The organism is Pseudomonas sp. Xaverov 259 (assembly GCF_019352915.1).
Taxonomy (GTDB): Bacteria; Pseudomonadota; Gammaproteobacteria; order Pseudomonadales; family Pseudomonadaceae; genus Aquipseudomonas.
On the sequence record NZ_JAAAFV010000030.1, the window covers coordinates 106,669 to 127,330 of the forward strand.

A 20,662-nucleotide genomic window follows, 5' to 3' on the forward strand; every position below is an offset into this window, starting at 1 on the left:
CCGTTGCATCAGGTACATAGGCTTTTGCTCTGCACTTGATCTGGCTTTTGATTCAACCACTCAGGTCGGCTTTCAGGCCGCCGTGCTGTAGATTTTGATCTTGATCTGCTTTTGATCTCAGGCGCCCCGTCAACCACGATGGCCGAACGCAGGCTTGAATCCGTGGGTAACCCGGCAGGACGCCGGGTTAGCCGCGCTGGGCCAAGGATGGCCCATCGCGGCGGCCCACGGATTCAAGCCGGAGTGAGGGCATGCCGAGCCACAGCGAGGCACCGAGTGGTGGGGCGAGGACTTTTTGGTTACCTTTTTGGTCCTTCAAAAAGTGACCCGCCGTCAGGGCGGAATCCTAAGTAGCCGTTACCGCAGCAACGGATACACACACACACACTGCGACGATAAAACAGCCCAACACCACAAACGCCAATATTTGTGTAGATACCAATGCTGCGATAGCGGTGTTGGATTCACCATCGCTATCGCAGGCAAGCCAGCTCCCACATTGACCGAGGTGTGTCAGTCTTCTGCGGGAGGATTCAAGCGTGCCCGTCGGCTTTCCTGAAACCAGTGCAGTGCAATCAGGAACAGCGTCGGCACACCCAACAGGCAGGTAATGATGAAGAAGTTGTGATAACCAAACTTCTCCACCATCACGCCCGAGTAACCACCAATAAGGCGCGGCAGCAACAGCATGATCGAGCTGAGCAGCGCGTATTGGGTGGCGGAGAACTTGAGGTTGGTCAGGCTTGACAGGTAGGCGACAAACGCCGAGGTGGCCAGGCCTGAGCTGAAGTTATCCAGGGAGATGGTGAAGATCAGCATCTGCAGGTCGGGGCCCATGTCGGCGAGCATCACGAACAGCAGGTTGGTGGCCGCCGAGGCAATGCCGCCGATAAACAGGATCGGCAAGATGCCGAACCGCACGATCAACAGGCCGCCCATACCGGCGCCGAGCAGGGTCATGATCAGGCCGAAGATCTTGCTGACCCCGGCGATCTGGTCCTTGGTAAAGCCCTGGTCGATGTAGAACACGTTGGCCATCACGCCCATCACCGTGTCGGACATGCGATAGGTCGCAATCAGCCCGAGCAGCAGCAGCGCCTGCCAGCGGTAGCGCAGGATAAAGTCGTTGACCGGCGTGAGCACCGGCGCCAGGCCACGGCGGCCCATGGCCGAGAGGCATAGAGTGGTGAGGATGATGTACAGGATGGCACGCAGGAACGCGCGGTCTTCCATCAACAGCTCCCACAGGCTCACGCCGTGGAACAGCACGCTGGCGAAATCGGTGTTGTACAGCTGGGTGAACATCGCCGGGACCGACACCAACAGCACGATCAGCACAAATACGGAGACAAGCTGATGCGCAAAGCTGTAGCGGCCGGCCTGCAATTGGGTGCGCAATGGCACATCGGGTTCACGCATGAAGAAGGTGGTCAGCAGTGCCGGGATCATCAGCACGCCGAACAGCACGTAAGTGCCGGTCCAGGCCGAGTGCTTATAGTTGAAACCGGTGGAACCGAAGCCTTCGGCAAAGAACAGCGCACCGGCGGTGGCCAGCAGGGCGGCGATGCGGTAGCCGGACATGTAGCTGGCAGCCAGCGCAGCCTGGCGGCTGTCGTCGGCGATTTCCAGGCGATAGGCGTCTACCGCGATGTCTTGGGTGGCTGAGGCGAAGGCTACGATGACGGCAATGGCGATCAGCCAGGACAAGTGCTTTTGCGGGTCGCAAAAGCCCATGCCGATCAACCCGAGGATCACCAGCGTCTGGGCAAGCACCAGCCAGGAGCGACGTCGTCCCAGTTTACCGAGCAGTGGCAGGCGCCATTGGTCGAGCAGCGGCGACCAGACCCATTTAAATGCGTAGGCCAGGCCGATCAGGCTCGCATAACCGATGGTCTCGCGGGCCACACCGGCCTCGCGCAACCACACAGAAAGCGTCGAAAACACCAACATGTAAGGCAAGCCGGCGGCGAAGCCGAGCAACAACAGGACTAACGTCGAAGGGCTGGCATAGGCGGCGAGCGCGGCGCGCCAGGTTTTACGGGGCATGGGCTGGAGTCTGCCTCAGATTTGCGGAAACAAAGCGCGCACTCTAACCGCTGTGCTCTACCGGGCGCCAGCCATGACGCTGAATATCAACGCGATTATTCATGATACTGACGCCTTCACTGCGCAAACGCGCACGTTGTTCGTCGCCTGAAGCACTGCCCACCGGCAGACTTATCCGACCACCGGCAGCCAACACCCGGTGCCAGGGCAGGCGGGTGTCCTCTGGAAGCTGGCTCAAGGTACGCCCGACCCAGCGAGCGGCGCGGCCCAGCCCGGCCAGGTGCGCCAACTCGCCATAACTCACCACGCAGCCTTCGGGCACTTGCGCCAATGTCAGGTACAAGGCGGTGCGGCGCATTTCTGCGGGGCTTTGGGGGGCGTCTTCGGGTGAGTGGGGTGTGGGCATCGCCGTGTCTTTATAAAGAGGTGTTTTTGTAAGAAACGTCTGTAATCATTCCGTTGAGAATTGAACTCAATATAAATCCTTGAGTCAGTCCAAGCTATCTAACACGATAACGCCCCTTTTTCGCCAATTTCGAGCCTCGAATTCGCTTATGTTGTCCAGAACCCTGCTCTGCCTCGCTGTTTTCAGCGCCTCCACGCCCCTGCTCGCCGACACCGTCTGGTTGAAGAACGGTGACCGCCTGACCGGCAAGATCAAAGTCTTCGACGGTGGCAAATTGCTGATTCAGACCAACTACGCAGGGGCCATCCCGGTGGACTGGAAACAGGTCAAGACCCTGGAAAGCGACCAGGAACTGCTGGTCAAGCAGGACGCTTACACCGGTGAAAAGGCCAAATCCCTGAAAGCGGCGGATGATGGCAAGGTCACCCTGGCCAATGGTGAAGCGCCGAAAACCGTGGAGTTGGCCAGCATCCAGCAGATCCTCAAGCCTAAGCCTGTGATCGAAGACCTGGTGTGGAAGGGCAATGTCGACCTGGCGCTGGACTACAAACGCGCCGACAAAGACACCAACGACTACGATATCGACTTCAAGACCACCGCGCGTCACGGCCAATGGCGGCACACTGCCCAGGGCGAATATAACCGCGAGTTCCAGGATGACGTGACCACCACCGATAACTGGGCGCTGGAATATGACCTGGACCGCTTCATCACCGAGCACTGGTTCTGGCAGGGGCGCCTGACCTACAAGCGTGACAAGGTTGAAGACCTGTCTCGCCAGCGCACCGTCGGTACCGGCCCTGGCTACCAGTTCTGGGACGATGAGCTGGGCGCGTTCTCCCTCGGCTCGCTGGTCAACCGCACCGATTACCAATATTCCGACGACCGCAAGAGCAACTTCTATTCCCTGGCCATGAAGTGGAGCTACAACCGCTACCTGGTGGGCAAGACCGTGGAATTCTTCACCAACGGTGAATTGGGCAAACCGCTGGCCGGGCCGTCCGATTACTCTCTGGATGCGGAAATGGGCCTGCGCTATAAAGTCACCGAGTGGGCGTCGCTCAACCTCAAGGCCGAGCGTGACCTCATTAATGGCGAATCGCAAAGCAGCTTGAACAAGACCCGCTATACCGCAGGCTTCGGCGTGGCTTGGTAATATAGCCTGGTAAATCCTGCATCGGGCACTCTGGCAACCTTCGCGGATATTGATTACCTTGTGTTGAGATTCATTCCCATAGACGCCATAGGCTGTGGGCGGCTGAACACCCGAGGAGTCATACCGTGAGCACGCAGGTTGCCAAGAACGCCCGAGAGCTGTTGCTCAAGGAATACCGTGGAGCGCTCTCCACATTGTCCAAAGCCATGCCGGGTTTTCCCTTCGGCTCAGTGGTGCCGTACTGCCTCGACGCGCAGGGCCAGCCGATTATCCTGATCAGCCGTATCGCCCAGCACACCCACAACCTGCAAAAAGACCCCAAGTGCTCGCTGCTGGTGGGTGAACGCGAAGCCGATGACGTGCAAGCGGTAGGGCGCCTGACCTACCTGGCCGAAGCTGAAAAGCTTGAGGATGAGGCAGCGATTGAAGCCGCCGCCGAACGCTATTACCGCTACTTCCCGGATTCGGCCAACTACCACAAAGCCCACGATTTCGACTTCTGGGTGCTCAAGCCAGTGCGTCACCGTTATATCGGTGGTTTTGGCGCGATTCACTGGGTCGACCAGCTCACCCTGGCCAACCCGTTTGCGGGCAAAGCCGAGCGCAGCATGATCGAGCACATGAACAGCGACCACACCAAGGCCATCGCCCACTATGTCGAGCTGACCGGCCTGCCGACCACCGAGCCTGCGCAGTTGGCCGGCATCGACAGCGAAGGCATGCACCTGCGTATCGGCCAGTCTGTGTATTGGCTGCCGTTTGCCGAATCTTGCAACACGCCGACACAAGTGCGCGAAGCCCTGGTTTCATTGGCTCACGCCGAGGTCTGGCCGAAAAAAGAAGCCGTCAGCGCTTGAATTCACGAAACGGCGACGTCATCTAAGGTGGACTGGCAAGGCATTCTTGCGTTGAGGAACCATTTGATGCGCCCTTTTTTATTGCTCTTTCTGCTGTTCCCGGTGTTGGAGCTGTTCGTATTCGTTCAAGTCAGCAGTGCCATCGGGTTTTTCCCGGCGCTGCTGTTGATCATTCTCGGCTCGATGCTCGGCGTTCTGGTGCTGCGCGTCGCCGGCCTGGCCACCGCGCTGCGAGCGCGTGAAAGCCTGAACCGCGGCGAACTGCCTGCACAGACCATGCTTGAAGGCCTGATGATGGCTTTGGCTGGTGGCCTGTTGATCTTGCCGGGCTTTATCAGCGATGTGGTCGGCCTGATCATGCTGCTGCCGTTCACCCGCAAGCTGCTGGCCGGCAAGATGCGCCAGCGTGCCGAAGAAGCGGCGATCCGCCAGCGTGCGTTTGCCGATGACCTGCAACCCCGTGGTGGCCCGGCTCCGCGCCAGCCGTTAGGGCGTGAAGGCGATGTGATCGAAGGCGAGTTCGAACACCGCGACAGCAAATAACCGCATGACCTGCACGGCGCCTTTGGGTGCCGTGCTGCTTTTGCCGCCCGGCATTCGTAAAAAATTTCCGTCGCGGCCTCTTGTAATAAGCTTATGCGCCCTTATGTAACGGTCACCGCAAGGTTTCTGGTGGCGACACCAGACAGACTTCCGCGTCTTGCTTGGCGAGGCGCGACCGGCACCGCCGGAATACAACTTGCCGGTATCGATACCGGCCGATGAAAAACACAATTAGGAGAGATCGACAATGAGCAAGCTTCGTCCTCTGCACGACCGCGTCGTTATCCGTCGCAGCGAAGAAGAAAAGAAAACCGCTGGCGGTATCGTTCTGCCAGGTTCGGCTGCTGAAAAAGCCAACCACGGTGTGATCGTCGCTGCAGGCCCAGGCAAGACTCTGGAAAACGGTGAAGTGCGTGCGCTGGCCGTTAAAGTCGGTGACAAGGTTGTTTTCGGCCCTTACTCCGGCAGCAACACTGTGAAAGTTGACGGCGAAGACCTGCTGGTTATGGCTGAGAACGAGATTCTCGCTGTACTGGAAGGCTGATTTTCCCGCTCATTTTCCTGTTACTCCAAAGAATTTAAGGAATATCGATCATGGCTGCTAAAGAAGTTAAATTCGGCGATTCCGCCCGCAAGAAAATGCTCACCGGTATCAACATCCTGGCTGACGCGGTAAAAGCGACCCTGGGCCCTAAAGGCCGTAACGTGGTTATCGAGAAGAGCTTCGGCGCTCCGACCATCACCAAGGACGGCGTTTCGGTAGCCAAAGAAATCGAACTGGAAGACCGTTTCGAAAACATGGGCGCGCAGCTGGTCAAAGACGTTGCCTCCCGTGCCAACGATGACGCAGGCGACGGCACCACCACCGCTACCGTACTGGCTCAGGCCATCGTCAACGAAGGCTACAAGGCCGTCGCTGCCGGCATGAACCCGATGGACCTCAAGCGCGGCATCGACAAGGCGACCATCGCCATCGTTGCTGAGCTGAAAAAGCTGTCCAAGCCATGCGCCGACACCAAGGCGATCGCTCAGGTAGGCACCATCTCCGCCAACTCCGACAACTCCATCGGCGACATCATTGCCGAAGCCATGGAAAAAGTCGGTAAAGAAGGCGTGATCACCGTTGAAGAAGGCACAGGCCTGGAAAACGAACTGTCGGTTGTAGAAGGCATGCAGTTCGACCGTGGCTACCTGTCCCCGTACTTCGTCAACAAGCCTGAGACCATGGTTGCCGAGCTGGACAGCCCGCTGATCCTGCTGGTCGACAAAAAAATCTCGAACATCCGCGAAATGCTGCCAGTGCTGGAAGCCGTTGCCAAAGCCGGCCGCCCACTGCTGATCGTTTCTGAAGACGTTGAAGGCGAAGCCCTGGCGACTCTGGTTGTGAACAACATGCGTGGCATCGTTAAAGTCGCCGCCGTCAAGGCGCCAGGCTTCGGCGACCGTCGCAAGGCCATGCTGCAGGACATCGCCGTTCTGACCGGCGGTACCGTAATCTCCGAAGAGATCGGCCTGAGCCTGGAAAGCGCCACCCTGGAAAACCTGGGTAGTGCCAAGCGCGTGACCATCTCCAAAGAAAACACCATCATCGTTGACGGTGCTGGCGTTGAGCAGGACATCCAGGCTCGCATCACTCAGATCCGTGCCCAGGTTGCTGAAACGTCGTCCGACTACGACCGTGAAAAACTGCAAGAGCGTCTGGCCAAGCTGTCTGGCGGCGTTGCAGTGATCAAGGTTGGCGCCGGTTCCGAAGTTGAAATGAAAGAGAAGAAAGCCCGCGTTGAAGACGCCCTGCACGCAACCCGCGCAGCCGTTGAAGAAGGCGTGGTACCTGGCGGTGGCGTTGCGCTGATCCGCGCTCTGGAAGCCCTGGCTGATCTGACCGGCGACAACGCTGACCAGAACGTCGGTATCGCTGTTCTGCGTCGCGCCGTTGAAGCACCGCTGCGTCAGATCGCTGCCAACTCCGGCGACGAGCCAAGCGTTGTGGTCAACGAAGTCAAGAACGGCAAAGGTAACTACGGTTACAACGCTGCGACTGGCGAATACGGCGACATGATCGAAATGGGCATCCTGGACCCTACCAAGGTGACTCGTTCCGCGCTGCAAGCAGCAGCCTCGATCGGTAGCCTGATCCTGACGACCGAAGCTGCAATCGCCGACAAGCCAAAGGCTGAAGGCGCAGGTGGCGGCGGTATGCCAGACATGGGCGGCATGGGTGGCATGGGCGGCATGATGTAAGCCAGCCTTACCCGGCGATTAAAAAGCCCCGCCTGCAGTAATGCAGGCGGGGCTTTTTTGTGCAGTATTAAAAAATGCAGGAGAACCATTGTGGGAGCGGGCTTGCTCGCGAATGCGCAGTGTCAGTCAATAAATCCACTGACTGATACACCGCATTCGCGAGCAAGCCCGCTCCCACATTTGGCCCGTGCTATATCGATCTCAACCCAAGGTGCGGCGCCGCAACAGCTTCCTGAAGGTCATGCCCCGCGCCAGGGTTACTTGGGCAGCCGGCACAAGTGCCACGGGTTGCGGTGCAGCAGCTTGGTTGAATGGGCCAGGGCCAGGCAGGTGCGTGAGTTTCTCAGCGCCGGCGGCTCGGGGCCACCTCCGGGGTGGTGGGGTGAGGAGCGCATCCTGCGCCGTTGGCCGAGGTGCCGTATTGGCGGTGTGATCGCCAGCGTGTTTGTCTTCCATCCGTGGTGATGGCTTGTCCGTAACTGCCAGGCGCGAGGCCGACGCATTACCGGGCACGAATGCGCCGGCAACGATGCACAGCGACAGCATTAAAGTGGGCAAATGCTTCTTACGGGGACGCATGAACGGGCTCTCCAACCAGGGATTCAGTTGGCGAGGTTACGGGCGATGGGAAAGCTTGGCTGTCACAGGCTGTAACAGCGCTACAACCGGCGATACCCTTCAATAAGGACGAACACTGTCACTGTGGCGAGCAGGCTTGCCCTGCGTCGGGTGGCGAAGCCGCCCCAAATCAGGCGACTCAGTGAGTCAGTTATAACGGGCGGGGGCTGCTGCGCAGCCCAACGCAGGGCAAGCCTGCTCGCCACGGGCTACTTTTCTCCAGTGCTATTTCTGACTCGACTTACTTGAGTGCATCCGCCCAAAGACCTTGAAAGACATGGCTCTAAAGAGGGCGCAACGGCAGTACCAGGCTCATGCGTGCGCCGCCCAGCGGGCTGCGGGTTACCGATAACTCACCGTGATGCCACTGGGTTGCGCGCTTGGCCAGCGCCAGGCCGAGGCCGAAGCCACTGGGTTCGTCGCCGCCCATGGCAAGCCGCACAAAGGGCTCGAAAATCTTTTCACGGTTCTCCGCCAATATACCGGGGCCATCATCGTCGACATGCAGCACCAAGTGCTGCTCACCCTGGTAAGTGGCGCTCACGCACACTCGATCACGCGCATAGGTGATGGCGTTGCTCAAGAGGTTGCGCACGATCAGGTGCAGCAGGGCGCGGTCGCCGATCAGTTCAAGCTGTGCAGGCTCGGTTTCCAGGCTTAATTGACGGTGGTGCCCATCCAGTAAGGCGAACTCCTGGTGCAGCCAGTCACGCAGGTTGATCGGCTCATGCTGCAAATCCGTCGGTGCGCCGGCCATCCGCGCAAAGGCCAGGCTGGCGCGAACCAGGGCTTCGAGTTCTTCGACATCGGTTTGCAAGCGCTCTTGCAGGCGTGCGCGGGTCGGCGGGTCTTCGCTCTTGCTCAGCAACGTCAGGGCGAAACGCATGCGCGCCAGCGGTGTGCGCAGTTCGTGGGAGACGGCTTGGGAGACTTCGCGATGGCGTTCGCTCATGGCGCTGATATCCCGTGCATGCTGTTGCAAGGTCAGCAGCAGCGGCGTCCACTCCTTCGCCAGGGCGGGCAGCATCACGTTTGGCGTGCGTGCCAGCGTACCCAGGCAGGTGTTGAGTGCATCCAGGTCTTTATTACGCCGCCGGTGCACGCGCAAACCGATGCCGAGCAGCAGTAAAACCGGCAAGCCGGCGACGCAGGCAGTGATCCAGAAAATCGGGAATTTCAGCAGGTCCTTGACCTCGGCACTGCCCCACATGGGGCCGAATCGGATCACGGTTTCGTCGTCCAGCGGGAAGTAGCTGATGTCTTCGTCGCTGTTCAGCGCCGGCTGTTGGTGTTCGAGCATGACCATGGCCTCGGGCGGCAATTCGACGTCGTCGTACGGGATAAGCTCTACCGGGTACTGGAAGTGCGCGCGCAGGATGTCCATGCGCGCTTCACGTTTCTCGGCGGGCAAGCCTTTGAGCTGCTCGGCCACCAGGTAGCCTGGGCCGGCCATCAAACGCAAAAAGCTGTCCTCGCCGACAAACACCGAGGCGTTGGTACACAGCCACAGCAGATAAAGGGTCAGGCTGGTCCAGCCCGCACCCGCCACGGCCACCATCCAGGGGCGCAGCTTAAACATGCTGGGCCTGCTGGGGGATTTCGACAAACAGGTAGCCTTGGGCCGTGATGGTCTGGATGGTCACCGGGCAGGCCAGGGTCATCAGTTTTTTACGCAGGCGCGACACACGCATATCAATGGAGCGGTTGAGCCCGTCGTATTCCAGGCCACGCAAGCTCTGCAGGAGTTTCTCGCGGGTCAGTAACACGCCGCTATGTCGGGCGAAAATCGCCAGCAGTTCGAACTCGGCCACCGAGAACTGCAAGGGCGTACCGTCGAGCCAGGCGAAATGGCTATGGAGGTCCAATTTAAACGTGCCCCACTGATAAGACGCGTTGGGTGCCTGGCGGTGACGGCGCAGCAACGAACGCACCCTGGCCAGCAACAGCAACGGATCGACGGGTTTGACCACGTAATCGTCGGCGCCCACGTGGAATCCGGTCAATTGCTCGGCGTTTTCATCCAGCGCGGTCATCATCAGGATCAACCCGGGGTAGCTGTCGCGAATCTGGCGGCACAGGGTAAAACCGTCGATGCCCGGCAGCATCACGTCGAGGATCAACAGCGCCGGTTTTTCATCAAGAATGCGCTGTGCGGCGCGATCACCACGGTGCTCCACGGCAACGGTAAAACCTTCGGCGCGCAGGAACTCGGCCGTCAGCGCGGCCAATGGGCGGTCATCTTCGATCAGCAACAGGGAGTCGGACATGCAGGGCGCCGTCGCCGGGGGAGGGTGCAAGTGTTACGCCCTTGCCGTGGCTAGGCAAGGGCTCAGAGGAGCGGTCAGCGCTGGCTGATCGCGTGTTCCGTGTCTTTGGGCGCTTTCCAGCTCAGCAACTGCTGGGTGAACCCGTAACTGGCGGCCTGGTAGTAGGTGATTGCGCGTTGGATCAACGGATCATCACTGCCTACGCGTAACTCCTGGCTCTCGCCCAGGGCCTGATCGTGGCGACGCAGGCCCTGGCGTGGGCTTAGAATGGCCAGGTCTTTGCCGTCAAACAGCCCCAGATACTGGTAGTTGCCGACCACCACGCGCGGTGGCAACGGGTTGTCCTGCAACAGGTTGCGGCCGAAGAAGGTCGACTCGTAGCTCAGGTTGATCAGGCCCAGCAAGGTCGGCGCAATGTCGATCTGGCTGGCCAGTTGCGCGGTTTCCCGGGCGTCGATCAGCTTGGGGGCATAGATGAACAGCGGGATCTGGTAGTTGGTGATCGGCAGGTCTTCCTTGCCCGCGCTGCCGGCGGTGTGGTCGGCGACGAAGACGAAAATCGTGTTATCGAACCAGGGTTTCTGGCGTGCCGCTTCGAGGAACTCGCCGATAGCGTGGTCGGTGTATTTGACGGCGCCGTCACGGCCTTTACCGGACTTGATATCAATGCGCCCGTCCGGGTAGGTGTAGGGGCGGTGGTTGGACGTGGTCATCAGTTGCAGCAGGAACGGCTGCTGCTTGGCGTAGTCGGCGTCGGCGAGTTTCAGGGTTTGCCGGTAGAGGTCTTCATCAGCCATGCCCCAGGCGTTCTTAAAGGAAATCTCCGCTTCAGGCACACTGCTCTGGTCGACGACCCGATAACCGTTGCCGCTGAAAAATGCGTTCATATTGTCGAAGTAACCGCGCCCGCCATAGACGAACACGCTGTCGTAACCGACAGCACCGAGTTGTTGGCCAAGGCTTGCGAAACCGCTTTCACGGCCAATGCGCTTGACGATCGAGCGGCCGGGCGTGGGTGGAATCGCCAATGTGATCGCTTCCAGCCCACGGTCAGTGCGGGTGCCGGTGGCATAGAAGTTATTGAAGTACAGGCTTTGTTTACGCAGCGCATCGAGGTTGGGCGTCAAGTTGCTCTCATCGCCATTGCTGCCCATGTATTTGGCGCTGAAGCTTTCGATGGTCACCAGCACGATGTTGGGTTTACGCAATGTGCCTGGGTTGTCGATCGTGCGGCGGATATCCAGCGGGTCTGTGCCGATAAAGCGCGCATTGGGTTCGCTGAGTTCTGCGCGCAGTTGTTTGGCGACAACATCGGTTGGCAGGCTTTTGTAGAACTGCGTGTAGTCGAGTTCGTTATTGCGAAAGGCGGCAAAAAATTGGTAGGGGCCGTTGCTCGCCAATTCGTTCATATAGGCATTGCCACCTTGGGCACGCGGGCTGTTCTGGCTGATCAATTGCACACTGAGACCGACGGCTAGCAACAGGCACAGGGCATTCAGCAAGCGGCCGCGCATCGGCGGGAGCGGGGCGTGCATCGCCGCATTGAACGGCTTGCGCAGGGCCAGGCTCACGACTATCGCCAGCATCGCTAACAAGCTGAGCAGCTTGCCGATCGGGTAGGACTCCAGCAGGTTGTTCAACACTTCCTTGGAGTACACCAAGTAGTCGACGGCAATAAAGTTGAAGCGCACGCCGAATTCATCCCAGAACAACCATTCAGCGACCGCAGTGAACAGCATGGCGAAGACGCTGACGGTGAGCACCGCTTGCAGGAACCAGCGATGGCCGCGACGGCGCCACAGCGCGGGCGGGCACAGCAGCAGGTACAGGCCCAGCGGCAAGGCGGCGTACACCAGAAAGCTCAGGTCATAGAGCAAGCCCACGCCAAACACCGGCAGCAAGTTGCCACCGACTTCATCCAGATGGGTGATCAGCAGCACGCTGCGGGTCAGCAGGAAAATCACCAGCCATGTGGTAGTGACGAGCAGCAGAAAGCGCATCGGCGCTGTTTTGAGAAACCCCATGTCCATATTCCTTATATCAATGGGCGCGATGTTCGACCTGACACTGTAGTTAGTGTGTGAAGCTATAGTGAAAAACTTGTTGGAATATGTAATTGGTTGAAAACCTGTATCGACGTGGCCTCAAGGTCTATCCCTGAGCCACACTTGGCCTTAAGCTGCGCGGGCCACCAAGGCCGTTAGTGCGTTCGGAGACACTGCCCATGCGAATTCTATTGGTTGAAGACAACCGCGATATTCTGGCCAACCTGGCCGATTACCTGGGGCTAAAAGGCTACACCGTGGACTGCGCGCAGGACGGCTTGTCGGGCCTGCACCTGGCCGCCACCGAGCATTACGACCTGATCGTGCTCGACATCATGCTGCCTGGTATCGATGGCTACACGCTGTGCAAACGCCTGCGTGAAGACGCTCGCCGCGACACGCCGGTGATCATGCTCACCGCCCGCGACCAATTGGATGACCGGCTGCAGGGTTTCAAGTCCGGCGCCGATGACTACCTGCTCAAACCCTTTGCCTTGTCCGAGCTGGCCGCGCGCATCGAAGCCGTGTTGCGGCGTGCCCAGGGCGGCGGGCGTCGTGCCTTGCAAGTCGGTGATTTGAGCTACGACCTGGATACCCTGGAAGTGACCCGCGAAGGGCGCCTGCTCAAGCTCAACCCGGTGGGCTTGAAGTTGCTCGCGGTGCTGATGCAAAAAAGCCCGCACGTACTGCGCCGGGAAATCCTCGAAGAAGCCCTGTGGGGCGACGACTGCCCGGACAGCGACAGCCTGCGCAGCCACGTTCACCAATTGCGCCAGGTAATCGATAAACCCTTCGCCAAGCCGTTGCTGCAAACGGTGCACGGTGTGGGTTATCGCCTGGCCGAGGGCCGTGATGGAGTTTAAGCAAAGCCTTGCCCAGCGGATCATCATCGCCTTTGCGCTGATGAGTGCGTTGGTGGCGGGGGCCTTCGCCATGGGCATCGTTGCGACCGTGCACCTGGTGGAAGAAAAACTGATTTCGGCCGGCCTGGGTGGCGATCTGCAGCGCCTGTTGCTGATGGACAGCGTTGAGGACTGGAGCCACCGGCCCGAGCCCGACCAGCTGTTTTACTTCAGCGGCGGGCCTGGGGATTTCGAGCTGCCCAAAGACCTTCGGCACCTGGAGCCGGGCTTTCACGAAGTGTTCCGTGAAGCGCTGTCGTACCACGCCATGGTTGAAGTGGTGGATGGCCGGCGCTATGTGTTGCTGCAAGACCAAAGCGATTTCGAAGAACGCGAGCGCGTGCTGTTTGCCGTGGTGCTGGTGGGCTTTGTGCTCAGCCTGGCCCTGGCGGTGTTCCTCGGTTGGGTGCTGGCCCGCAAGGTGATGGCGCCAGTGGTGCGTCTGGCCCGCCAAGTGCGCCATCGTGACCAATTGCTGGGCTTGGCGCCGCCGCTGGCGCCGGACTACGCCGCCGATGAAGTCGGCGAGCTGGCCGTAGCCTTCGACGCCACCCTGGGCCGCCTGCGCGCGGCGTTGTCCCGTGAGCAATTGTTTACCAGCGACGTCAGCCACGAACTGCGCACGCCCTTGATGGTATTGGCCAGCTCCTGCGAACTGCTGCTGGAAAACCCGGCCATTGACCAGCGTGGTCGCAACCAGGTGCTGCGAATCGCCCGCGCGTGTGAAGAAATGCGCGAACTGGTGCAGACCTTCCTGATGCTGGCGCGTGCCCAACATGATGATTCCGGCATGTCTGCCCAGGTCAACCTGACCCAGGTGGCCGAAGATCTGCTCGGCATCTGGCGCGGGCCCATCGAGCAAAAGGGCCTGGAGTTGATCTACAGCCCAGGAAACCCGTTGGACACTCGCTACAACACCACCTTTTTGCATGCGGTGATGGGCAACTTGTTGCGCAATGCGCTGCACTACACCGAGCAGGGCTTTATCCGTCTCACGCTCGAACCCAGCGGCTTTATCGTCGAGGACACCGGGGTCGGCATTCCCGAGGACAAGCGTGAGGCGATGTTCGAGCCGTTTGTGCGCGGCAGCGAGAAGCGCGGAGAAGGCCTCGGCCTGGGCTTGTCACTGGTGCAACGCATCTGCGAGAGCCAGGGTTGGAGCGTGAGCCTGAGCACCATGGAGCCCAATGGCTGCCGGTTTCATGTCGAGTTGAGCCAGGTCAAACCCTGAGGGTAGACCTGGCCGTTATCCTGCCAGAGAACCCGCTAAATCGGCGAAGATGGCCCCATGCTATTGCTTGTATCTGTAAAGTCTTGAAATGTATGGGATTGGACAGGACAAGTTTTTCACAACGGGTTGACCTGTTGATCACAGTTTGCTGCTTAAGGTTGTAGGCATCAGCTACTGGAGATCCGTTGATGTCTACCCCGATCAAGCTTGATTTTTCCGAAAAGTACGACGATCAGCACGCGCAGAATTATTTGCTCAAGCATCAGGACAATCTGGCTCGCCGGCTGTCCCACAAACGCGACGAGCAATTGGCGCGCGGCGCGTTGGCCATGGCTGGCGAGCCGGGCCTGGTGCTGGACCTGCCTTGCGGTGCCGGGCGGTTCTGGCCATTGTTGGCGGAGAAGCCCAACCGTGTGATTATCGGGGCCGATAATTCGGCCTCTATGTTGAAGGTCGCCACCATCGCTCAACCGGCGGAGGTGGTGAAGCGGGTACGGGCTTTGCAGACATCTGCCTTTGATATCGATTTACCCGATAATTCGGTCGACAGTATTTTTTGCATGCGCTTGATGCACCACATTGGTGATCCGGCGCACAGGCTGGCAATACTGAAGGAGTTTCAGCGGGTTACCCGCGACAGCGTGATTATTTCGTTGTGGGTGGATGGCAATTTCAAGGCTTGGAAACGCAAGCGCGCCGAAGTCAAACGTCGTAAGAAAGGTGAGCAGGAAGGTTACCAAAACCGGTTTGTGTTACCGGCTGCTACTGTCGAGGCAGAATTTGAGCAAGCCGGTTTCCGAGTTCAGGAATCCCTGGATTTCATGCCGCTCTACGCCATGTGGCGAGTCTATGTATTGCGTAAGAGGTAACAGGATGGCAGTTGAGTGCGTATCAGGCAGTCACGTAGCTCCCGAAGAACGATTTGATTTTTTCTGGCGCCAGCAGGGCGAATGGGTCGAGGAACCCAACCGTCGACGCGGCGGTGAAAGCGGCGTACAGCGGGTGGTCAGCACCAATGGCCGCCTGCTCTACAGCAAGCGCCAGACCGGGCATATCTACCGCAGTTGGCTTCACCCGTTTGGACGCCCGACCGTGTTGCGCGAACGTGACGCCCTCAAAGGCCTGCGTTCGCTGGATGTACGCGTACCGGAACTGGTGTTCTGCGGCGCGCGCCGTGACCCCGAGCACCAGTGGAAAGCCCTGTTGGTGACGGCGTCCCTCGACGGTTTCGACGAGATTGAAAACTGGTACGCCGCCGGCGGTCGTGAGCAGTACGGCGAGTTGGTTCATGAGCGCATGCTCAAGGAATTGGCGGGCACCCTGGCGCGCATGCACAAGGGCCGCTGGCAACATGGTTGCCTGTACATCAAGCACATTTTTGTACGCGTGACCGGCGAAGGCGACTCGGCCAACGTGGAAGTGGCGCTGCTGGATTTCGAGAAGTGCCGTCAGCGCTTGACCGCTTATCGGGCCGCCTCCCATGACATGCTGCAACTGCGTCGCCATTCGTCGTGGAGCAGTGCCGATTGGGAAAAACTCAGCTACTTTTACGAGACGGCGTTTGGCAGCGCTATCAAGGGTTTAAGTAGATGAAGCTAGAAATAGCACGAGGTGTGTTCCTGGCCGGCGCGTTGGGCATTGCAGCCCTGGCGCTGGCTGCGTGGGAACAACCTCGCACACAAGTGCTCAGTGCGGTGCAGGGCAGCGGGCAATGCCTGCTGCCACGCGTTGCCAAGGCCAGTATGGCGGCCAAGCCGGATCATGAGTTGCTGTTGTTCATGTTCGGCATGTCCCAAGGGATGAGGCCGCAGAGTTGAAAAGATTCCAACCCCCGACAAAGGGCCTTGCGATGCGAGGCCCTTTTTTTATCTCAAATAATCAGGTGCAAGTGGTTGTCCCAAAGCCCCGAAGGGAGCTCCAGCGGCTTGGCGACCAGCTGCGGCTGGCGGCAATCGTAGAAGCGGCAACGGCCCTGGCCTGAGGTGACGACGAAGCCATCCGCCACCGCGCCTACACCGGCGCAGTCGGGCAACGGCCCGTCCAGGCGCAGTGCACCGCTGTCCATGTCCCAGATAAAAAACCGATTACCCCGAGGCGCCGTCAGTGCGACCAGACGCAGTTCGCTGTGCACGGCGACGCTGGCGGTGTAATGCCCCATGGCTTGCAGTTGCTCATCGGCCACTGGGAACGCCACGAACGGCTGCCCTGGGCGCTTGATCGCGAGCAACTCGGAGCGCTCCTGGGACGGCCCCATGAACTGCTGCCCGGTGAGGATGGTGCCATCGCTGGCGATCCCCATATGCCGCACGCTGTTCATCTGTTGGCCCAGGGTTTCCTTGCTGATCAGGCTGCCGTCGCGGTGCATCAGCACCAGGCTCGGTTCCATGGCGTTGAGGTTCATCTCCACACGGCTTTCGGCTTCGGTGCGAATGCCGCCGTTGGCCACCACCAGGGTTTCGCCGTCGGGCATCCACGACACCTGATGCGGGCCGATGCCGTGGGTGGAAATCTCGCCGCTGTGCACCAGCCGCTCACCCTCGAACTTGTACACACCGAGCAGGCCTCGGCCGGGGTCTGAGGTGTCGTTCTCGGTGGCGTACAGCCAGTCACCGCTTTTGTGGATGACCGCGTGGCCATAGAAGTGGCGATTGGCATTGGACGTGATGGTTTGCAGCAGCGTGCCATTACGCAGGTCGATCAGGTAACTCTCGGTGCCCGGGCGACGGGCGACGAACAGCGCAATCGGCAGTGTCGGGTGGTTGATGATGTCATGGCAGCGCTGGCCGACCTGGGTGGCAAACACTTGCGTGCCGTCCAGGCGAAAACCCACGGCATAGTGCTTGCCGTCTGCATCATCGCGGGCCGACAGCAGCAGCGGCCCCTGCTTTTTTTGCTTGAACAGCGTCCAGCCACCCAACGTGAGTGCACTGAGCAGCACACTGCCCACCGCCAAAGCCTGTCGCCTGAGCATCATCAGTCACCGTCGTTGGCGTTAAAGCCCAGTTGGATGCCCAGCGCCTTGGCCAAATCACCTTCGTGCAGGCGGTGGACGACGTTGAGGCTGTCGTAGATATCATTGAGTTGCTGGCGCCCGGCGTCGTCGGCCAACAGTTCGTTGAGCGTACGCTGGTTGCTGGCGAACAGCTTGAGCGAGGCGGCGTAAGCGGCGTCGATCTTGTCGGCCAATGGCTTCTGCTCGGACGGCAACAGGCCGCGCAGGCCTTTGTTGTCGACACCCACCCACACAGTCTGGGCCGCCACCAGGCTGGCTTGCAGGCTTTGCAGGGACGACTGGCTGCGCCAGGCATCGGCCTGGAACGGCTGCGCAATGCCCTTGGTCTGGCGGCCCATCGGCGTGCCGAGTTTTTTCTTCAAGGTATCCAGCGCGGTGACTTGCACGCGCAGCAGATCAGCGATGGCTTCGTGGGAATCGGCGTAGCGCTGGTTAGGGAACTTGGTCATCTGCGCGAGCATGCCGTCAGTGCTGTTCCAGCTTGCCAGGATCTCTTCGGCCAGGGTTTTCTGGCGCTCGCCAATGGCCACCAGCAGCGGGCAGTAACGGGCTTTCTGGGCTTCGTCGGCGACGTCGGGCTTGGCGTCGTAGAGGATGTATTCATAGGCCGACAGGCCTTGCACCACCACGCTGGACTTAGCCAGGGCGGCGCCGTCGATCTGCGGCTGGGCGCTGACCAGTTGTTCGACTTGGCGGCCCACCAGGTTTTTCTTGTCCGGCCAGAACTGCACTTGCCACGAACGGTTGCCTTCGGCCAGCGGGCCGATCAGCAGCGGTTGCAGCTCAGCCCAGGCTTTTTGCGCGTGCAGGAAGTCGGCGCGGGCCGTCTCCAGGCTTTCCTTGCCCTGGCAGTAGGCGAGGGCGCTGACGGCCAGTTGGCGGTCGGCTTCAACCCAGCGGCTGTAGGTGGGCAGGATCACTTGCTTGGCGATGGCCGCCGAGGTCACCGCTTGCGGGTCCTGGGGCGAGCAGGCGCCGAGGGCGAGTGCGGCAAGGCTGGTGAACAGCAACTTGGGACGGAACATGTCGAGCTCCCTTCTGTCAGTGTGGCAATGCTTATAAGGAATTCAGGAACGCCAGCAACGCAGCGCGCTGCTCGGCATTAAAGGACAGCACATGCTGCTGCGCCGCTTGTGCTTCACCGCCATGCCAGAGCACGGCTTCGAGCAGGTTGCGGGCGCGGCCGTCATGCAAAAACTGGGTATGACCACTTACCGCCTGCGTCAGGCCAATGCCCCACAACGGCGGCGTGCGCCAGTCGCGACCGCCGGCCTTGAACTCGCTGCGGTGGTCGGCCAGGCCTTCGCCCATGTCGTGCAACAACAGGTCGCTGTAAGGGCGAATAACCTGGTTGGCCAATTCGGGTTCGGCGGCTGCGGCGGCCGTGGTGAACGTCGGCTTATGGCAGCCCTGGCAGCCGGCCTGGTAGAACAGGTTTTTGCCGGCCAACACCTGCGGCGTGTTGACGCCACGGCGCACCGGCACAGCAAGGTTGCGGGTGTAGAACAGCACCAGGCGCAGGATGTTGTCGCTGACTTCCGGCTCGCCATCGGGGCCATTGCCATTGGGCGCCTGTTTGCAGGCGACTTGGGCGTCGGTGCAGTCATCAAAGGGTCTCAGGGATGTGGTGAGGCCCATATCACCAGAAAACGCGTGAACATTTTGTTGATTGAGGTTGGGTTGCCCGGCTTTCCAGCCAAAACGCCCGAGTACGGTTTGGTTCTGCGCGTCATCCCAGACCCAATTGGCACGCCCGACGAGGGCTTCTTTGTCGGCGGTTTTCGCGTCGGTGTTGCGCAGAATGTCAGCGTCGCTGATGGCTTCGAGCAGGCCCAGGCCGATCATCGGTGGTGCAATCCGCGCCGAGAAAAGTGTTTTGGGATGCATCGGGCCGTAGCCCAACTGGGTGATTTGCAGGTTTGGCTTGCGCAACTCGACCACGCTGCCGTCCTTGAAGGTCACGTTGACGGGCGTGTAGTCGACCCGCACTTTGCCTTCGGGCGCCACGCCCGGCACGGCCATGTCCTGCAGTTGCCCACCGTAGACGGGCTCGGGCACCACGCCGACCTGCTCGATGAGCCTGGCATCGACAGGCGCAGGCGGGATCGACAGGCGCACCAGCATCGACACCGCATTCGGTGCGTCGGGCAGCGGCGGATGGCCACGGCCGTCCTTGATATGGCAGTTCTGGCAAGCATTGGTGTTGAACAGCGGGCCCAGGCCATCACGCGCGGTGGTGGTGGATGGCGCAATCACCCAGGGGCTGCGAAAAAAACTGTTGCCGACGCTGAAATCCAGGCGGCGGGTGGGCGCCAGGTTGGCCGAGGGCAGGGAAAACGCGTTCTGGTCGCGCTTGTTCACCGTCGTCGCGCCGCCCGCCCGTGATTCACCCGGCTCGGCCTTGGTAAACCTGGGGGCGTCATCGCAGGCAGCCAGGCTCAAGGCCATCAATGCTGCGCACAGACGAAGAGGCGAACGGAACATCGAGTTTCCTGCGGCTAAGGCGAAAAATAGGGTCGCAAAGTCTAACAGGGCAGGGCGGATTGAATAAGAGCAATTATCGTTTGGTGGTATATGATTAATACCCGCTAGAATGTCCGCACATTTTTCTGGAGGTGGCCAATGCAGGCTCTCGACGCTTTGCTCAACCGTGTTTCCGTGCCTCGTCTGCTGGAACCGGCGCCGACCCAGGAGCAGCGCGAAGTGCTGTTCGCCGCCGCCATGCGCGCGCCGGACCACGGCCAACTGCGCCCATGGCGGTTCCTCACCGTAGAAGGCGCCGCTCTTGAGCAGATGGGTAAGCTACTGGCCGAAGCTGCACGCCTGCAGGACGCCGATGCGCCGCAAGCCGCTATCGACAAGGCTCAAAATGGGCCGTTGCGTGCGCCGTTGGTGGTGGTGGTGATTGCCCGTCTGCAAGAACACTTTAAAGTGCCTAAATCCGAGCAGTTGCTGGCGGCTGCATGTGCGGCCCACGGTATTTTGCTGGCGGCTTATGCGCAGGGGATTGGGGCGGTGTGGCGCACGGGTGAGTTGTCGTACTCTGCCCATGTGGCTAAAGGCTTGGGGCTGACGGCGGATGAGGAGGTGATAGGTTTTCTCTACCTGGGCACGCCGCAGAACCCGCCGCGTACAGCGGCTAAAGAAGATCTGGCGGCGTTTGTTCAGGCCTGGACTGGCCTCTGAGTTGGCGTGGGTGTGCTCTTTATGGTTTGCCTTGCTGTTTGTCGGTGTACATATCCGTTGCTGCGGTAACAGCGGCTTTGGGTTCCGCCCTGACGGCGGGTCACTTTTTGAAGGACCAAAAAGGTAACCAAAAAGTCCTCGCCCCACCACT

At 60.1% G+C, this 20,662-nt stretch carries 19 protein-coding genes; 11 read left to right on the top strand and 8 right to left on the bottom strand.

Features of this window, described 5'->3' with window-relative positions:
• Positions 1 to 513 precede the first annotated feature (513 nt).
• The gene (locus K0H48_RS10575) at positions 514 to 2,046 is read right to left on the bottom strand and encodes an AmpG family muropeptide MFS transporter (protein WP_017139744.1); all 1,533 of its coding nucleotides are present in this window, start codon (positions 2,044 to 2,046) and stop codon (positions 514 to 516) included.
• Positions 2,047 to 2,089: 43 nt separating this feature from the next.
• Positions 2,090 to 2,452, bottom strand: coding sequence for an MGMT family protein (locus tag K0H48_RS10580; protein WP_138813987.1), 363 nt, complete (start codon positions 2,450 to 2,452; stop codon positions 2,090 to 2,092).
• Between the two features lie 148 nt (positions 2,453 to 2,600).
• On the opposite strand from K0H48_RS10580, the gene K0H48_RS10585 reads away from it, so the two are divergent.
• The 5 genes from K0H48_RS10585 to groL all read left to right on the top strand — a co-directional run bounded on the left by K0H48_RS10585 (position 2,601) and on the right by groL (position 7,249).
• Entirely contained in the window at positions 2,601 to 3,608 is a 1,008-nt protein-coding gene (locus K0H48_RS10585) for a DUF481 domain-containing protein (RefSeq protein ID WP_219267412.1), read from the top strand.
• A 125-nt stretch (positions 3,609 to 3,733) separates the two neighbouring features.
• Positions 3,734 to 4,465, top strand: coding sequence for a DUF2470 domain-containing protein (locus K0H48_RS10590; protein WP_219267413.1), 732 nt, complete (start codon positions 3,734 to 3,736; stop codon positions 4,463 to 4,465).
• Positions 4,466 to 4,531: 66 nt separating this feature from the next.
• Positions 4,532 to 5,008 carry an FxsA family protein gene (locus K0H48_RS10595; RefSeq protein WP_219267414.1) on the top strand — a complete coding sequence of 159 codons (477 nt, stop codon included), beginning with the start codon at positions 4,532 to 4,534 and terminating at the stop codon, positions 5,006 to 5,008.
• Between the two features lie 247 nt (positions 5,009 to 5,255).
• Positions 5,256 to 5,552: a co-chaperone GroES gene (gene groES, locus K0H48_RS10600; protein WP_017846112.1), complete on the top strand. Its 297-nt coding sequence runs from the start codon at positions 5,256 to 5,258 to the stop codon at positions 5,550 to 5,552.
• Between the two features lie 50 nt (positions 5,553 to 5,602).
• Positions 5,603 to 7,249, top strand: coding sequence for a chaperonin GroEL (gene groL / locus K0H48_RS10605; RefSeq protein ID WP_056858678.1), 1,647 nt, complete (start codon positions 5,603 to 5,605; stop codon positions 7,247 to 7,249).
• A 901-nt stretch (positions 7,250 to 8,150) separates the two neighbouring features.
• Here the strand turns inward: groL and K0H48_RS10610 are convergent.
• The 3 genes from K0H48_RS10610 to K0H48_RS10620 form a co-directional block, all read right to left on the bottom strand.
• Positions 8,151 to 9,446, bottom strand: coding sequence for a sensor histidine kinase KdpD (locus tag K0H48_RS10610; RefSeq protein WP_219267415.1), 1,296 nt, complete (start codon positions 9,444 to 9,446; stop codon positions 8,151 to 8,153).
• Positions 9,439 to 10,134: a response regulator gene (locus K0H48_RS10615; RefSeq protein ID WP_219267416.1), complete on the bottom strand. Its 696-nt coding sequence runs from the start codon at positions 10,132 to 10,134 to the stop codon at positions 9,439 to 9,441. The genes K0H48_RS10610 and K0H48_RS10615 overlap by 8 nt, the downstream gene beginning before the upstream one ends.
• A gap of 74 nt (positions 10,135 to 10,208) precedes the next feature.
• Positions 10,209 to 12,158, bottom strand: a complete 1,950-nt coding sequence (locus tag K0H48_RS10620; RefSeq protein WP_219267417.1) for an LTA synthase family protein — start codon at positions 12,156 to 12,158, stop codon at positions 10,209 to 10,211.
• Positions 12,159 to 12,358: 200 nt separating this feature from the next.
• Between K0H48_RS10620 and colR the strand changes: the two genes are divergently transcribed.
• The 5 genes from colR (at position 12,359) to K0H48_RS10645 (ending at position 16,129) form a co-directional block, all read left to right on the top strand.
• Positions 12,359 to 13,042 carry a two-component system response regulator ColR gene (gene colR / locus K0H48_RS10625; protein ID WP_003175870.1) on the top strand — a complete coding sequence of 228 codons (684 nt, stop codon included), beginning with the start codon at positions 12,359 to 12,361 and terminating at the stop codon, positions 13,040 to 13,042.
• Positions 13,032 to 14,312 (top strand): HAMP domain-containing sensor histidine kinase, encoded by a 1,281-nt coding sequence (locus K0H48_RS10630; protein ID WP_219267418.1) that lies wholly within the window; start codon positions 13,032 to 13,034, stop codon positions 14,310 to 14,312. The genes colR and K0H48_RS10630 overlap by 11 nt, the downstream gene beginning before the upstream one ends.
• Positions 14,313 to 14,500: 188 nt before the next feature.
• Positions 14,501 to 15,181 carry a class I SAM-dependent methyltransferase gene (locus tag K0H48_RS10635; RefSeq protein WP_219267419.1) on the top strand — a complete coding sequence of 227 codons (681 nt, stop codon included), beginning with the start codon at positions 14,501 to 14,503 and terminating at the stop codon, positions 15,179 to 15,181.
• Positions 15,182 to 15,185: 4 nt separating this feature from the next.
• The gene (locus K0H48_RS10640; RefSeq protein WP_219267420.1) at positions 15,186 to 15,905 is read left to right on the top strand and encodes a lipopolysaccharide kinase InaA family protein; all 720 of its coding nucleotides are present in this window, start codon (positions 15,186 to 15,188) and stop codon (positions 15,903 to 15,905) included.
• A complete protein-coding gene (locus tag K0H48_RS10645; RefSeq protein WP_219267421.1) occupies positions 15,902 to 16,129 on the top strand; it encodes a hypothetical protein in 228 nt (75 codons plus the stop codon). Before K0H48_RS10640 ends, K0H48_RS10645 begins: the two co-directional genes overlap by 4 nt.
• Before the next feature lie 53 nt (positions 16,130 to 16,182).
• Here the strand turns inward: K0H48_RS10645 and K0H48_RS10650 are convergent, their stop codons facing one another.
• The 3 genes from K0H48_RS10650 to K0H48_RS10660 are packed head-to-tail and all read right to left on the bottom strand — an operon-like array spanning position 16,183 to position 19,809.
• Positions 16,183 to 17,283: a DUF1513 domain-containing protein gene (locus tag K0H48_RS10650; RefSeq protein ID WP_219267427.1), complete on the bottom strand. Its 1,101-nt coding sequence runs from the start codon at positions 17,281 to 17,283 to the stop codon at positions 16,183 to 16,185.
• A gap of 2 nt (positions 17,284 to 17,285) precedes the next feature.
• Entirely contained in the window at positions 17,286 to 18,350 is a 1,065-nt protein-coding gene (locus K0H48_RS10655) for an imelysin family protein (protein ID WP_219267422.1), read from the bottom strand.
• Between the two features lie 31 nt (positions 18,351 to 18,381).
• Positions 18,382 to 19,809, bottom strand: a complete 1,428-nt coding sequence (locus tag K0H48_RS10660) for a di-heme oxidoredictase family protein (RefSeq protein ID WP_219267423.1) — start codon at positions 19,807 to 19,809, stop codon at positions 18,382 to 18,384.
• A 138-nt stretch (positions 19,810 to 19,947) separates the two neighbouring features.
• Between K0H48_RS10660 and K0H48_RS10665 the strand changes: the two genes are divergently transcribed.
• Positions 19,948 to 20,511, top strand: a complete 564-nt coding sequence (locus K0H48_RS10665) for an NAD(P)H nitroreductase (RefSeq protein ID WP_219267424.1) — start codon at positions 19,948 to 19,950, stop codon at positions 20,509 to 20,511.
• Positions 20,512 to 20,662: the final 151 nt, after the last annotated feature.

Excerpts from the sequence above, each read along its gene's own strand:
- K0H48_RS10630 (WP_219267418.1), top strand. The coding sequence starts at position 13,032 with ATGGAGTTTAAGCAAAGCCTTGCCCAGCGGATCATCATCGCCTTTGCG.
- K0H48_RS10620 (WP_219267417.1), bottom strand. The coding sequence starts at position 12,158 with ATGGGGTTTCTCAAAACAGCGCCGATGCGCTTTCTGCTGCTCGTCACT.
- K0H48_RS10610 (WP_219267415.1), bottom strand. The coding sequence starts at position 9,446 with ATGTTTAAGCTGCGCCCCTGGATGGTGGCCGTGGCGGGTGCGGGCTGG.
- K0H48_RS10585 (WP_219267412.1), top strand. The coding sequence starts at position 2,601 with ATGTTGTCCAGAACCCTGCTCTGCCTCGCTGTTTTCAGCGCCTCCACG.
- K0H48_RS10580 (WP_138813987.1), bottom strand. The coding sequence starts at position 2,452 with ATGCCCACACCCCACTCACCCGAAGACGCCCCCCAAAGCCCCGCAGAA.
- K0H48_RS10615 (WP_219267416.1), bottom strand. The coding sequence starts at position 10,134 with ATGTCCGACTCCCTGTTGCTGATCGAAGATGACCGCCCATTGGCCGCG.
- K0H48_RS10655 (WP_219267422.1), bottom strand. The coding sequence starts at position 18,350 with ATGTTCCGTCCCAAGTTGCTGTTCACCAGCCTTGCCGCACTCGCCCTC.
- groES (WP_017846112.1), top strand. The coding sequence starts at position 5,256 with ATGAGCAAGCTTCGTCCTCTGCACGACCGCGTCGTTATCCGTCGCAGC.
- colR (WP_003175870.1), top strand. The coding sequence starts at position 12,359 with ATGCGAATTCTATTGGTTGAAGACAACCGCGATATTCTGGCCAACCTG.
- K0H48_RS10665 (WP_219267424.1), top strand. The coding sequence starts at position 19,948 with ATGCAGGCTCTCGACGCTTTGCTCAACCGTGTTTCCGTGCCTCGTCTG.
- groL (WP_056858678.1), top strand. The coding sequence starts at position 5,603 with ATGGCTGCTAAAGAAGTTAAATTCGGCGATTCCGCCCGCAAGAAAATG.
- K0H48_RS10650 (WP_219267427.1), bottom strand. The coding sequence starts at position 17,283 with ATGCTCAGGCGACAGGCTTTGGCGGTGGGCAGTGTGCTGCTCAGTGCA.
- K0H48_RS10640 (WP_219267420.1), top strand. The coding sequence starts at position 15,186 with ATGGCAGTTGAGTGCGTATCAGGCAGTCACGTAGCTCCCGAAGAACGA.
- K0H48_RS10635 (WP_219267419.1), top strand. The coding sequence starts at position 14,501 with ATGTCTACCCCGATCAAGCTTGATTTTTCCGAAAAGTACGACGATCAG.
- K0H48_RS10645 (WP_219267421.1), top strand. The coding sequence starts at position 15,902 with ATGAAGCTAGAAATAGCACGAGGTGTGTTCCTGGCCGGCGCGTTGGGC.
- K0H48_RS10660 (WP_219267423.1), bottom strand. The coding sequence starts at position 19,809 with ATGTTCCGTTCGCCTCTTCGTCTGTGCGCAGCATTGATGGCCTTGAGC.
- K0H48_RS10595 (WP_219267414.1), top strand. The coding sequence starts at position 4,532 with ATGCGCCCTTTTTTATTGCTCTTTCTGCTGTTCCCGGTGTTGGAGCTG.
- K0H48_RS10575 (WP_017139744.1), bottom strand. The coding sequence starts at position 2,046 with ATGCCCCGTAAAACCTGGCGCGCCGCGCTCGCCGCCTATGCCAGCCCT.